Here is a 12,574-nt window from a genome sequence, read left to right on the forward strand (position 1 = left end):
CTCAGATCTCCACTTGCGCGCCCAACTCGACCAGGCGGTTACCGGGAATGCGGAAGAAGCCGGTGGCCGGGGCGGCGTTGCGATGCATCAGCGCGAACAGCTTGTCGCGCCAGATCGGCATGCCGCGGTTGGCGCTGGCCACGATGGTTTCGCGGCTGGCGAAGAAGGTGGTGTCCATCGGGTCGAAATGGATGCCGCCCTGGTCGCAGGAGCGCATCAGCGCCAGCGGCACGTCGGGCGTTTCCATGAAGCCGAAGCGCACGTAGACGCGGTAGAACTCGTCGCCGATCGATTCGATCTGCAGGCGCTTGTCCACCGGCGCATACGGGATCGGCAAGGTATCGACGTTGAGGAAGATGTTGCGTTCGTGCAGCACCTTGTTGTGCTTGAGGTTGTGCATCAGCGCATGCGGCACGACCATCGGGTCGGCGGTCAAGAACACCGCCATGCCCGGCACGCGCGCCGGCGGGGCCAGCATCAGGCCAGGCAGGAAGCTGTCGATGCGGATGCCGTCCTTGCGGATCTCTTCACGCAGCAGCGCGCGGCCACGCCGCCAGGTGCGCATCAGGGTAAACACCACGATGCCCAGCGCCAGCGGGAACCACGCACCCTGCAGCAGCTTGGCGCCGTTGGCGATGACAAACGCCAGCTCGATGATGAAGAACACCACGCACAGCGGCAGCACCCAGTTGCGCCAGCGCGGCCACAACGAACGCGCCACCAGGGCCAGCAGCAAGGTGTCGATCAGCATCGTCATCGAGACCGAGATGCCGTACGCCACGGCCAGATTGGTGGAGCTGCGGAAGATCAGCACCAGCGCGATCACCATCACCATCAACAGCCAGTTGATGCCTGGCACGTAGATCTGGCCGATGGTGGTGCGCGAGGTGTGCTTGATCTGCATGCGCGGGATGTAGCCCAGCTGCATGGCCTGGCGGGCCACCGAATACGCACCGGTGATCACCGCCTGCGAGGCGATCACCGCCGCCAGCGTGGCCAGGATGATCATCGGGTACAGCGCCCAGCTGGGCACCGCTTCGAAGAACGGGTTTTTCAGTGCGGCAGGGTGATTGAGCACCAGTGCGCCCTGGCCCAGGTAATTGAGCAGCAGCATCGGCAGCACGAAGAAGTACCAGCCATGCCGGATCGGGCGTGCGCCGAAGTGGCCCATGTCTGCATACAGCGCTTCACCGCCGGTCACCGCCAGCACCACCGCGCCGAGGATGAACACCCCGTGCCAGCCGTGCTCCATGAAGAAGCGGATCGCCCACCACGGATTGAAGGCTTTCATCACTTCCGGCGCATCGACGATGTTCCAGATGCCGATCGCGCCCAGCGACAGAAACCACAGGCAGGTGATCGGGCCGAACACCTTGCCGACCGTTTCGGTGCCGAAGCGCTGCACCATGAACACGATCAGCAGCACCACCACGGTGATCGGCACGATGAAGGGATGCAGGCTGGGCGCGGCGATTTCCAGGCCTTCCACCGCGCCCATCACCGAGATGGCCGGCGTGATCACGCCGTCGCCGAAGAACAGCGAGGCGCCGAAGATCCCGAGGATGCCAACCACGTACGCCGATCGCGAGCCCTGTTTGAGGGTGCGCTGGGTCAGCGCCATCAGCGCCATGATGCCGCCCTCGCCCTCGTTGTCGGCACGCATGATGATGGTGACGTACTTGAGCGTGACGGTGATCATCAGCGCCCAGAACGCCAGTGACAGCACGCCCAGCACGGTGTCGTGATCGCTGGTCAACCCGTAGTGCGGCGAAAACGCCTCCTTGAGGGTGTACAGCGGACTGGTGCCGATATCGCCGAAGACGACGCCGATGGCGCCGACGACCAAGGCCATATGGCTGTTGGCAGGCGCGTGGCCGTGGCCAGCTGCGGGAGTGGAGGTCTGTGACATTGAGTGGGCAGGTTATCGCTGAAGGGCGTGAAGAATGAGAAAGGCCGAGCTCGCTTAACGCAGCGCGGCCTGGAGTGCCTTGCGAATGACCGTGGCGACTTCGTCGCCTTCTGCCCCGGCCTCGCGTGCCATGCGTGCAGCCTCGGCCGGCTTGTAACCCAGTTGCTGCAAGGCGACCGTGGCTTCGGACACCGCATCCGGACCCAGCTGGCCGGTGATCGGCGCGCCGCTGCTGAAGTCGGCGGCGCGGTCGCGCAGCTCAACCACCATGCGCTCGGCGGTCTTCTTGCCAATGCCCGGAATGCGCGTCAGCGCGGTGATGTCGCCGCCGGTAACCAGGCGCGCGAACTCGTCCACGCTAACCCCGGAGAGCACCGCCAGCGCGATCTTGGCGCCGATCCCGGTGACTTTTTGCACGTCGCGAAACAGCCGCCGCTCGCCCTCGCGCAGGAAGCCATACAGCGCGACGCTATCTTCCTTTTGCGCGTAATGGGTGAACAGGATGACGTCGCGACCGACATCGGGCAGATCGTAGAAGGTGCTCATCGGCGCCTCCAGCTCGTACCCCACCCCGCCCACGTCGATCACCAGCCACGGCGGCTGCTTGTAGGCCAAAATCCCGCGCAGACGGCCGATCACGCGGCACCGCCGCTGCGGTGCCGGGATTGGGCATTGGGGATTTGGGATTGGCTGGATCCCTCGCTGCCGTTAACCACGGCCGCGCACCGCCGCATCGGCACAGCACGCGCGGACCCGCCTTTGCGAATCCCCAATCCCGACTCCCAAATCCCTGCTCTCATTTCTTCCGGCTCCAGGCCTGTTGGGTAGTGACGCCCAGACGCTGCGCGGTGGCGCGGACGTGGGCGTGGGTGATGGCAACCGCCAGTGCATCGGCGGCGTCGGCCTGCAGCTTGCCTTTCAGGTTGAGCATGATGCCGACCATGTGCTGCACCTGCACCTTGTCCGCGCCGCCCTTGCCAACTAGCGCGAGCTTGATTTCAGTGGCAGCGTACTCGTGCACCGGCAGATCGCGCATGACGACCGCGCAGATCGCCGCGCCACGTGCATGGCCGAGCTTGAGCGCCGAATCGGCACTTTTGCCCATGAAGACCTTTTCGATCGCCACTTCATCCGGCCGGTAGGTCTCGATCAACTCGCCCAACCCGTGCAGCAGGCGCTTGAGCCGCTGCGCAAAGTCGCCCTCGCCCAGCAGCACCAGCGGCGCGTGATGCACATGCCGGCTGCGACCGCCCTCGTCGATGTCGATGATGCCGACCCCGGTGCGCTGGGAGCCGGGATCGATGCCCAGGATGCGGGTCATCGAGGGGCCGGGAATCGGGAGTCGGGAATCGGGAATGGGTAAAGCGGCCTACTGGCGTGCTCGACGTCGCCGAGCACCGCAGGATGCAGTCGTTTCGATTCCCGATTCTCCATTCTCAATTCCCGGCGCCTACGCGCCGAAACTTGATTGATCGACGTTCGAATACACGTCCTGCACGTCGTCCAGGTCTTCGAGCAGGTCGAGCAGCTTGCGGACCTGCAGCGCGGTGTCACCATCGACGGCGATGTCGTTTTCGGCGCGGAAGGTGACTTCGGCGTGGGCCGGTTCCAGGCCGGCCGCGGCCAGAGCGTCCTTGACCTGGGCGAAGGCATCCGGGGCGGTCAGCACGTCGATGGCGCCGTCTTCCGGGTACACCACCACGTCGTCGGCGCCGGCTTCGATGGCCGCGTCGGTGAGGGTGTCTTCATCGATGCCGGCGGCAAAACTGAGCACGCCCAGGCGCTTGAACATGAAAGCCACCGAGCCATCGGTGCCCATGTTGCCGCCGCATTTGCTGAAGGCATGGCGCACGTCGGCCACGGTGCGCACGCGGTTGTCGGTCAGGCAGTCCACGATCACCGCCACGCCGCCGGGCGCGTAGCCCTCGTAGCGCACTTCTTCGTATTCCACGCCTTCCAGCTCGCCGGTGGACTTCTTGATGGCGCGTTCGATCACGTCCTTGGACATGTTCGCCGACAGGCCCTTGTCCATGGCGGTGCGCAGGCGCGGATTATTGGACACATCGCCGCCGCCGGCGCGCGCAGCGACGCTGATCTCGCGGATGATCTTGGTGAACATCTTGCCGCGTTTGGCGTCGGAGGCGTTCTTGCGGCCTTCGATCGAGGGGCCTCTACCCATGGGTGATTCCAGACTGGCTTGGATGACAGGGCGCGGATTTTACCTGATTGCTTGCACTCACCGGGGGTGCGACATCCGCCAGCGGATGTTCAAGACGAAAAGCGGCCGCTGCGCAGGAAGGCCAACGCCAGCCGGGCGGCCTCGGGCGAGCGCAACAGCCCGCTGTGGCTGGCGTGCACCACGCAGTGGTCGCGCAGCCCCGGCAGACGGGTTTCGGCCAGCGCCACGGTGCCGTCCGAGCCCTCGGCCAGCGGCGCCAGCCAGCGGCCGACCCCGCGCGGCACGCACCCGGCGATCTGGCCGATCTCGACCGGCCCGTCCCAGCGCGCAAACCCTTGCTGCAGCAGGGCGGCGCTGCGCCCCATCGCCCAGACGCCCCCGCGCCGCGCCAGCCCGCGCGCAGCGGCGCTGCCGCACAGGGGCGAGCCCAGGCAGACCACGCGGCGCACCGGCAGGTCGGGGGCATCGCACAAGGCCTGCAGGGCCATCAGCCCACCCAGGCTGTGACAGACCAGCAATTGCGCGCGGCTGGTGCGCAGGCGTTCGATCAAGCGCGGCACCGCCTGCGCCGGCCCGCCGAGCACGCTGGCATAGCCGAACAGCGCGGGTGCCAGCCCATCGGCGCGCATCCGGCGCGCAAGCGGCAACAGCCAGTGCGCGGTATTCCAGATGCCGTGCACCAGCAGCACATCGGCGGTGGCGGCGGCCGCGTGCTTGCGCGGACTGCGCCGACGGATGACAGGGATGGCCGACGATGCGTTGGACAAGGACGTGGTTACCGGAAGGGGAGGTGAGCGTCAGGCGAATGTCTGACGCGCATGGGGTCTGCAGCACCGACTACGCGATTGCGGTCGCAGGCTCGCTGCGCCGATTTTGCGGCAAGCGCAGCCGCGCCGGAGAAGGACAGAATGCCTTGCCTTGCCGCAGCGGCAAGGCAGGCCTGGCTTGGAGCGGCGAATACACCGTAGCGAGCGGCTGCCAGGCGGGTGTGCACGGCGCACGGGAGACGGCCTGCCCGAGCGATCCATGCCGATTCCGCGGCACCGGCCGCGCTGGTGCGATGCGCGTACAGTCGTTTGGTCGTCGCGCTTAGTCGGCCGCCAGCACCGGCTTGCGGCGCAGGATGAACTCGCGGTCGACGATCTTGCCCACCGGGAAATCGTATTCGCCGATTTTTTCGAAACCGTAGCGGGCGTAGAAGCGCTGCGCACCGAAATTCTCCGACCACACACCGATCCACAAGGTGTGTGGGCCGTCGCGTTCGAGCCATTCCAAGGCGGTTTCGAACAGCCGGCTGCCCCAGCCGCTGCTCTGGTAGCCCTTCAATAGATACAGGCGCTTGAGTTCCCTGTCGCCGGGGCGCACCTCGTCGTGCGGCAAACCGCATGGGCCGGCGGCGGCGTGGCCGACCAGCAGGTTGTCCAGCTCCAGCAACCAGATCGCATAGTCCGGATGCGCCAGCACGATGCGCGCACGCTCCACCGCATAGGTCTCTTCCAGAAAACCGCGCAGGTCTTCTTCCGGATACAGATGTCCGAAGGTTTCGGTAAACGTCTGCGCAGCCAGAAGCGACAGCGCTTCGGCATCGTCCGGCGTGGCGCGGCGGATGCGGGTCATGCGGGCCTCTCGTGCCGGGTGGACGTGGCAGCTTCTCGCATGCGGCGGCGGTTCTGCAAGTTGGGGAATCGGGAATCGGGAATCGGGAATCGGACAAGCATCTGCGGTGCGTGGATTACCCGTGTGCAGGATTCGGTGTGGGCGCTGATGGTTTTGGCAAAGCGCGCGACGCTTGCTGCATCGGCGGCACGTCGGAAAGATAACCACCATGTGCGAGGCACGGCCATGTACTAGCGCAACTCGGGACGGTTTGAAACGGGCCTGCAGGCGCACCGCCGCCGATTGATCGGCGGCGATTGGATGGCTGTGATACATGCACAGCCTCCGGCCCTGGCGCTGACGGTTCCGCCAAAGTGCGCAGCGCTGGCTGCGCCGGGCGACTTGTACAGATGACCACGCATACCGCGGCCATCTGCTCGCGCAGGTCAGACCTGCTTGGGGCGCACCTGCACGTGCACTTCGGCCAGCTGCTCGGCGGCGATCGGCGATGGGGCGTCGGTCATCAGATCCTGCGCGCCGGTGGTCTTGGGGAACGGGATCACGTCGCGGATCGATTCGGTGCCGGCCATCAGCGCGGCGATACGGTCGATACCGAAGGCGATGCCGCCGTGCGGCGGGGCGCCGTAGTTCAACGCATCCAGCAGGAAGCCGAACTTGGCGCGCGCTTCTTCCGCGCCGATGCCGAGCAATTCAAACACGGCGCTCTGCATGTCCGGGCGGTGGATACGGATCGAGCCGCCGCCGATTTCATTGCCGTTGAGCACCATGTCGTAACCGCGCGACACCGCAGTGCGGGCATTGGCGCGCAGGTCGGCGATATCGTCCACCGCCGGTGCGGTGAAGGGGTGATGCAGGGCGACGTACCGCTGTGCTTCGTCGTCCCACTCGAACATCGGGAAATCAGTGACCCACAGCGGCGCCCAGGTATCGGCGACCAGCTTGAAATCCTTGCCGGCTTTCAGGCGCAGCGCACCCATGAAATCGGACACCTTGTTGTAGCCGCCGGCGCCGAAAAACACGATGTCGCCGCTGCTTGCACCCACGTGCTTGAGCAGCGCGGCAAACGCCTCTTCGGAAAAGAACTTTGCGATCGGCGAGCTGACTTCGCCGGTTTCCGACAGCTTGATGTAGGCCAGCCCCTTGGCGCCGTATTTGGCGGCATGCGCGGCATAGTCGTCGATCTGCTTGCGCGACAGCGCTGCGCCACCGGGAATACGCAGCGCGGCCACGCGGCCGTCGGCATCGTTGGCGGCGGCGGTGAACACCGGGAATTCGCTGGATTTGACCAGCTCGGCCACATCGATCAGTTCCAGCGCGATACGCAGGTCCGGCTTGTCCGAGCCATAGCGACGCATCGCCTCGGCCCAGGTCATGCGCGGGAACTGCGCGGCCAACTCGACGTCCACCACTTCCTTGAAGATGGCGCGGATCATGTCTTCGACGAAATCCTGCACGTCGCGCTCGCGCACGAAGGCAAACTCCATGTCCAGCTGAGTGAATTCCAGCTGGCGATCGGCGCGCAGCGCTTCGTCGCGGAAGCAGCGCGCGATCTGGTAGTAACGGTCGAAGCCGGCCACCATCAAAATCTGCTTGAACAGCTGCGGGCTCTGCGGCAAGGCGTAGAACTCGCCCGGATGCATGCGCGCCGGCACCAGGAAGTCGCGTGCGCCTTCCGGGGTGGCCTTGGTCAGGATCGGGGTTTCGATATCCAGGAAATCGCGCGCATCCAGGTGGCGGCGCAGCGCCTGCACCAGCTTGATGCGGGTGCGCTGCATGCGCTGCATTTCCGGACGGCGCAGATCGAGATAGCGGTACTTCAGGCGGGTTTCTTCGCCCGGATTTTCGTGCGCATGGAACGGTAGCGGCGCCGCCTTGTTGAGGATGGTGATGCGGGTGGCGATCACTTCGACCTTGCCGCTGCGCAGCTTGTCGTTGACCGCATGCCGCGCACGCACCACGCCTTCGACCTGCAACACGTCTTCGTAGCCCAGGCTGGCGGCCACCGGGAACACTTCGGCGTTCTCCGGTTCCACCGTCACCTGCACGATGCCTTCGTGGTCGCGCAGGTCGATGAAGCACACGCCGCCCAGGTTGCGGGCCACGTCGGTCCAGCCGGCGAGAGTGACGGTTTGGCCGATCATGGTCTCGTCGACCAGGCCGCAGAAGTGGGTACGCATCGAAAGCTCCGCTGAAAACCCGACGCAGGCAGCGCCGGAAAGCCGGATATTCTGGGGCCGGCGGGCGGCAGGAGCAAATGCGGCGACGGTCACCGGCGCTTAAGTCAGCGCCCGGCTGAATAGGCGCCACGCCCCTCCCGTACCAAGGACGTCACGATGCTGCGAACCGCCCTGCTGATCTCCGGCTTCAGTCTTGTCGCCCTCGCCGGCGCCCTGGTCAGCCGCCCCGCCGCCGCGCAGGACCGCGGCTTCAATGGCCCCAGCATCACCTGCTCCAGCAACGATAACCGCCGCCGCGAGTGCGACACCCCGTTCCGGGGGCGCGCCGCGCTGGTGGAAAACATCTCCGGCACCCGCTGCATTGAAGGCCGCAACTGGGGCAGCGACCGTGGCCGCGTCTGGGTGGACAACGGCTGCCGCGGCCGCTTCGTCGAGGCCCGCGGTGGCTGGGGCGGTGGCGGCTGGAATGGCGGCGACGACCGCCCCGGCAACGCAGCCGCCGGCACCGTGCGTTGCGAAAGCCGCGACCAGCGCCAGGCGATCTGCAACACCGGCTGGCGGCGCGCGACGATCGTGCGTCAGCTCTCCGGCACGCCCTGCGTGGAGGGCCGCAACTGGCACCAGGAAAACGGCCGGATCTGGGTGGATGACGGCTGCCGCGCCGACTTTGCGCAGGCCCGTGGCGGCGGTTGGGATCGCGATGACGGCTATGGCGGCCGTGACGATCGCCCGCGTGGCGACTACTCGGTGACCTGCAGCAGCGACGACCGTCGCCTGCGCAGCTGCGACTGGGACGTGCGCGCCGGTCGCCCGGTGCTGACCCGCCAGTTGTCGAACACCCGTTGCGAAGAAGGTCGCACCTGGGGCTTCGATCCGCGCCGCTCGGCGGTGTGGGTCAACGATGGCTGCCGCGCGCGGTTCGACGCGCGCTGAGGTTTCCAGGCTTGGCGTCTTTTGTGTTTGTCGCAACAGGCCGGTTCGTGATGAGCCGGCCTGTTTGCGTTGGTGCTTTGCGGTTTTGCAACAAGATGGGCGGCCGCGCTACCTGAGCGACAGGTTGGCGGTGACAGGACCGAGGACCTATTTGCTGCCGGCCGGGCGGCTCAGTCACGCGCAACCAAGCGTCGCTATCCACTCTTGCGATCGGCCGACCAAACGTAGCGCGCCGTTGTCAGGTGCGCGTGGACGGCTTACAGGAGCCAAAGTCTGCGCGTGGCAATAAGGATACCGGGCAACTGCCGCGCCCGCATGGCGGTCAGCGCCGTCGTTTTGTAAGCCGCTTTTGGCCGGCTCTCAACTTCCCCACGGCGCCGGAGGCAAGGGCACCGGCCGGGTGAGATCGAACTCCACCCGAAACAACCGCCCGCCCGGGCGACTCAGCTCATACACCACGCTGCGCCCGGGCTGGACCTCCATCGCCCAGGTGTTCTGCAGCGAGGCGGTGGCGCCCAATCGCTTGAACAAGGCAATCGACTCGGCATCCACCGGGAATTCCTGACGCGTGGCACTGCCCGCGCCACGGCTATCGCCGCCGTACTGGGTCAATGCATCCGCATTGCCATCGGCATGCCGGTGATCGTGTTTGAGGCGTAAACCGGCCTGCGTGCGGGTCAGCACCCAGGTGCGCGAGTGGTCGTCGCCCACATGGAACGGCACCCGCAGCTCGCGGCGCGGGTGGGCGCAACCGCGCACATGCATCACCAGCGCCTTGCCAGCGAACGGACTCGGCGTTGTCGATGCGGGCGTGTCGACCAGGACACGACCGGCAAACGCCTGCCCGCAGTGCGCCGCAAGCGCGGAAAGAAAGCGGTCGACTGGCACGACGGCGGTGCTGGGCGGCGGGACGGAGCTGGCGCAGCCGCTGATCGCGATGGCCAGCAGCCACGGGGCCAAGCGCGACATCGTGCTGACGACGCTGCCGCGCATATCGACCATCACGCCGCGCCGGATGCCGGCTTTGCGGCAGGCGCGGCCGGTGCGGCTGCCGGCTTGCTGTCGCTGGCCGCCGCCGGCTTGGCATCGCCGCCGCCTGCGCTGCTGCTCTCGGTGAGGTTCTTCTTCTTTTCGCCAGCCGACTTGAAATCGGTCTCGTACCAGCCGCTGCCGGACAAGCGGAATGACGGCGCGGTGACCTGGCGCTTGATGGTGGCCGCCGCGCAGGACGGGCAGGTCTGCGGATCGGGGTCGGCCATCTTCTGCAGGCGGTCGAACGAGTGGCCGCAGGTGGTGCACTGAAACGCGTAGATGGGCATGACAGATTCGCTGAAGACGATGCAAGGGCGCCGATTCTAGACGGATGCGGGTATGTCGGCGCAATGATCGAATCGCGCGCTGGCGCATGGCCGGGCTGGCGGGAGAGTGCTGGGCAGTGACCGACGCATTGCGGATGCACGTGCGGCGCGTCGGGCCTCTTTGCACGCTGGGGCGTCTCGCGGGCTGGACGCTTGAGGCTGCTGGCTGCTGGCTGTTGGCTGTTGGCTTCTGGCTTCTGGCTTCTGGCGTCTGGCTTCTGGCTGTTGGCTTCTGGCTTCTGGCTGTTGGCGGTTGGCTTCTGGCTGTTGGCGGTTGGCGGTTGGCGGTTGGCGGCGGCATCGAGACGAGTAGCGGATTCGCTGCGTCAACGAAGACGCTTTCGGCCTGCTCGTCAGTTACGGCCTGGAACGCTTTCCTCTCTGTAGAAAGCGGCTTGACCACGCCATTTTGATCTTGCACTTCCGGCGGCGCTCTTTCACCAGCGCGGACCTGGCACTCAGAGCAGCCAACAAAACTCCTTCGCTCACCGCCAGGCGGGCGCGGCCTGTCCGCGGAATTCTCATCTGCCACTAGTACACACCGGTTCCTGCGTGCCGTTCGCAACCACCTGACGACTGCTCGCCACGTCTTGTTGGCCGCTCTAAATGCACGCCGGCGTGCGTCTCCGCCAACACATGGTGATAGCGCAACCCCATTCCATCGGCAGCGAGCTGCTCAGCCATCGCCACATGATCGCGTTATGCGAGCCACATCGATCGAGTCGCAGCAGCGCGGCTGCTACACTCGATCACGTGATCGACGCGCCTTTCCCCCCACGAGGGCCGCATCCATGTTGCGGCTGACTGCCCTGTTGCTGGGCGTTGCCCTGCTGCTGACCGGCAGCGGGCTGCTCGGTACGTTGCTTGCCGTGCGCGGCGGTCAGGCCGGGTTCGATGCGCGTGCGCTGGGCCTGATCATGTCCGGCTACTTCGCCGGCTTTTTTCTCGGCACGTTTTTCGCGCCGCCGTTGATTCGACGCATCGGGCATATCCGCGCATTTGCGTTCTACGCATCGCTGGCGGCCATTGCCGTGTTGTTGCATCCGATCTGGCTCGATCCCTGGGGTTGGGGTGTGTTGCGCTTGTTCACCGGCGCTGCCCTGGTGGGCTTGTACACGGTGATCGAAAGCTGGCTCAACGCCGAGCCGGATGCACGCCGACGCAGCCGGGTTTTCTCGGTGTACATGGCGATCAATCTGTCGGCGCTGGCGCTGGGCCAGATTCTGCTGACCGCCGGAGACGCGCGAGCACCGGCCATGTTTACGCTGACCGCCATCCTGATCTGCGCGGCGGTGATGCCGGTCGTCACCACGCGCTTGATTCCGCCGGAGGTGCCGCAGGTGTCGCGCCTGCGCCTGAAAACGCTGTATGCGCTGGCGCCGGTCGCCACCGTCGGCGCCGGGTTGTCGGGCTTGGCGATGGGTGCGTTCTGGGGCTTATTGCCGGTGTATGCCAACCGCATCGGACTGGATGCCGATGGCGTGGCGATGTTCATGCTCACCGCAATCGTGGGCGGTGCCATGCTGCAATGGCCGATCGGGCGCATCAGCGACGGGCACGACCGACGCATCGGCCTGGTCACGGTGAGCGTCCTGGCCGCCGCCATCGCCATCGCTGGCGCCGTGCCGATGGTGCAGTCGCAGACCACCGTCTTGTTTATGCTGTTTTTCGTGTACGGCGGGCTGGCGTTTTCGCTGTACCCGTTTGCGGTGGCGCACATGCTCGATTACCTGCCACGCGAAGACCTGCTATCAGGCTGCAGCAGTCTGTTGCTGGTGCATGGCGTGGGCGCGGCCATCGGCCCGGCGCTGGCGGGCGGGGCGATGCAGAAGTTTGGCCCTGCGGCGCTCCCGGTCTATTTCGCAGTGATGTTGTTGGCGCTGGCAGGTTTCACGCTGTCGCGCTTGCTGCGGTTTGCACGTCGTCGCACGCATCCCATCGCGTTCCGGCCGATGCTGCGCACCACGCCATCGGCACTGGAATTGATGCCGGAAACCCAACAGATCGAAGCAGCGCCAAACGCCAAGAAGCGCTGAGAACGCGATGTCTGGGTCGTAAGCTACCGACGCTGGTGCGATACGCGGGATACAGCTCGCAGCGGCATGTATCTTTCGCACAGATCTGGGCTGCGTGAGCTGCCTACACGCCCTACCGGTTGCTCGCGATGTTTTGTCAGCCGCTTCAAGACTTGGAGCAGGCGTTGTGGTGCGGCTGGACGCTTTGCATGCGTCGAGTGCAGAGCGTGGATCTGCGCTTTGCTGCAGGGCCCTTGCCCGCCCACCATCGCAGGACACGCTGCAAGTACGTCCATGTAAGCTCTTTGGCGGCATCCATGCCGCCAAAGGTCCCGCGACGGTGGGCGGGCAAGGGCCAGTGAAGAGGGTCGGTGTGCGCGGCTTTC

Annotated in this window: 12 protein-coding genes and 2 other RNA genes; 4 read left to right on the top strand and 10 right to left on the bottom strand. The window is 66.0% G+C overall.

Annotated elements, in window-relative coordinates; translation table 11 throughout:
- Position 1 precedes the first annotated feature (1 nt).
- The 7 genes from ABQU90_RS08645 to aspS form a co-directional block, all read right to left on the bottom strand.
- Entirely contained in the window at positions 2-1,909 is a 1,908-nt protein-coding gene (locus ABQU90_RS08645; RefSeq protein ID WP_055849087.1) for a potassium transporter Kup, read from the bottom strand.
- 54 nt (positions 1,910-1,963) lie between these two features.
- The gene (gene ruvA, locus ABQU90_RS08650; RefSeq protein WP_055849084.1) at positions 1,964-2,548 is read right to left on the bottom strand and encodes a Holliday junction branch migration protein RuvA; all 585 of its coding nucleotides are present in this window, start codon (positions 2,546-2,548) and stop codon (positions 1,964-1,966) included.
- Positions 2,549-2,705: 157 nt separating this feature from the next.
- Positions 2,706-3,230 carry a crossover junction endodeoxyribonuclease RuvC gene (gene ruvC, locus ABQU90_RS08655; RefSeq protein WP_115528674.1) on the bottom strand — a complete coding sequence of 175 codons (525 nt, stop codon included), beginning with the start codon at positions 3,228-3,230 and terminating at the stop codon, positions 2,706-2,708.
- Positions 3,231-3,359: 129 nt separating this feature from the next.
- Positions 3,360-4,088 (bottom strand): YebC/PmpR family DNA-binding transcriptional regulator, encoded by a 729-nt coding sequence (locus ABQU90_RS08660; protein WP_055849077.1) that lies wholly within the window; start codon positions 4,086-4,088, stop codon positions 3,360-3,362.
- An 89-nt stretch (positions 4,089-4,177) separates the two neighbouring features.
- Entirely contained in the window at positions 4,178-4,855 is a 678-nt protein-coding gene (locus ABQU90_RS08665; protein ID WP_323521413.1) for an alpha/beta fold hydrolase, read from the bottom strand.
- Positions 4,856-5,177: 322 nt separating this feature from the next.
- A complete protein-coding gene (locus ABQU90_RS08670) occupies positions 5,178-5,705 on the bottom strand; it encodes a GNAT family N-acetyltransferase (RefSeq protein WP_323521414.1) in 528 nt (175 codons plus the stop codon).
- A gap of 425 nt (positions 5,706-6,130) precedes the next feature.
- The gene (gene aspS / locus ABQU90_RS08675) at positions 6,131-7,882 is read right to left on the bottom strand and encodes an aspartate--tRNA ligase (RefSeq protein ID WP_323521415.1); all 1,752 of its coding nucleotides are present in this window, start codon (positions 7,880-7,882) and stop codon (positions 6,131-6,133) included.
- A 156-nt stretch (positions 7,883-8,038) separates the two neighbouring features.
- Here aspS and ABQU90_RS08680 point away from each other — a divergent pair, with 156 nt between their 5' ends.
- On the top strand, positions 8,039-8,815 hold the full coding sequence (locus ABQU90_RS08680; protein WP_115554379.1) for a DUF3011 domain-containing protein: 777 nt from the start codon (positions 8,039-8,041) through the stop codon (positions 8,813-8,815).
- A 212-nt stretch (positions 8,816-9,027) separates the two neighbouring features.
- Here ABQU90_RS08680 and ABQU90_RS08685 read toward each other — a convergent pair.
- The 3 genes from ABQU90_RS08685 to ABQU90_RS08695 all read right to left on the bottom strand — a co-directional run bounded on the left by ABQU90_RS08685 (position 9,028) and on the right by ABQU90_RS08695 (position 10,134).
- A non-coding RNA gene (locus tag ABQU90_RS08685) (sX9 sRNA) lies at positions 9,028-9,102 on the bottom strand.
- 73 nt (positions 9,103-9,175) lie between these two features.
- Positions 9,176-9,784: a hypothetical protein gene (locus ABQU90_RS08690; protein WP_407078771.1), complete on the bottom strand. Its 609-nt coding sequence runs from the start codon at positions 9,782-9,784 to the stop codon at positions 9,176-9,178.
- A gap of 32 nt (positions 9,785-9,816) precedes the next feature.
- A complete protein-coding gene (locus tag ABQU90_RS08695; RefSeq protein ID WP_055849062.1) occupies positions 9,817-10,134 on the bottom strand; it encodes an FmdB family zinc ribbon protein in 318 nt (105 codons plus the stop codon).
- 116 nt (positions 10,135-10,250) lie between these two features.
- Here ABQU90_RS08695 and ABQU90_RS08700 point away from each other — a divergent pair, with 116 nt between their 5' ends.
- The 3 genes from ABQU90_RS08700 (at position 10,251) to ABQU90_RS08710 (ending at position 12,209) form a co-directional block, all read left to right on the top strand.
- Positions 10,251-10,586, top strand: coding sequence for a hypothetical protein (locus ABQU90_RS08700; RefSeq protein WP_323521416.1), 336 nt, complete (start codon positions 10,251-10,253; stop codon positions 10,584-10,586).
- A 110-nt stretch (positions 10,587-10,696) separates the two neighbouring features.
- Positions 10,697-10,772: non-coding RNA, sX9 sRNA (locus ABQU90_RS08705), on the top strand.
- A 192-nt stretch (positions 10,773-10,964) separates the two neighbouring features.
- Entirely contained in the window at positions 10,965-12,209 is a 1,245-nt protein-coding gene (locus tag ABQU90_RS08710; protein ID WP_323521417.1) for an MFS transporter, read from the top strand.
- Positions 12,210-12,574 lie beyond the last annotated feature (365 nt).

The sequence above is a fragment of the Xanthomonas sp. WHRI 10207 genome (genome assembly GCF_040202975.1).
Taxonomy (GTDB): Bacteria; Pseudomonadota; Gammaproteobacteria; order Xanthomonadales; family Xanthomonadaceae; genus Xanthomonas.

What these genes read in the sequence shown, in the direction of transcription:
- ABQU90_RS08670 (WP_323521414.1), bottom strand. Translation starts at nt 5,705, where the DNA reads ATGACCCGCATCCGCCGCGCCACGCCGGACGATGCCGAAGCGCTGTCG.
- aspS (WP_323521415.1), bottom strand. Translation starts at nt 7,882, where the DNA reads ATGCGTACCCACTTCTGCGGCCTGGTCGACGAGACCATGATCGGCCAA.
- ABQU90_RS08680 (WP_115554379.1), top strand. Translation starts at nt 8,039, where the DNA reads ATGCTGCGAACCGCCCTGCTGATCTCCGGCTTCAGTCTTGTCGCCCTC.
- ruvC (WP_115528674.1), bottom strand. Translation starts at nt 3,230, where the DNA reads ATGACCCGCATCCTGGGCATCGATCCCGGCTCCCAGCGCACCGGGGTC.
- ABQU90_RS08645 (WP_055849087.1), bottom strand. Translation starts at nt 1,909, where the DNA reads ATGTCACAGACCTCCACTCCCGCAGCTGGCCACGGCCACGCGCCTGCC.
- ABQU90_RS08690 (WP_407078771.1), bottom strand. Translation starts at nt 9,784, where the DNA reads ATGTCGCGCTTGGCCCCGTGGCTGCTGGCCATCGCGATCAGCGGCTGC.
- ABQU90_RS08695 (WP_055849062.1), bottom strand. Translation starts at nt 10,134, where the DNA reads ATGCCCATCTACGCGTTTCAGTGCACCACCTGCGGCCACTCGTTCGAC.
- ABQU90_RS08660 (WP_055849077.1), bottom strand. Translation starts at nt 4,088, where the DNA reads ATGGGTAGAGGCCCCTCGATCGAAGGCCGCAAGAACGCCTCCGACGCC.
- ABQU90_RS08710 (WP_323521417.1), top strand. Translation starts at nt 10,965, where the DNA reads ATGTTGCGGCTGACTGCCCTGTTGCTGGGCGTTGCCCTGCTGCTGACC.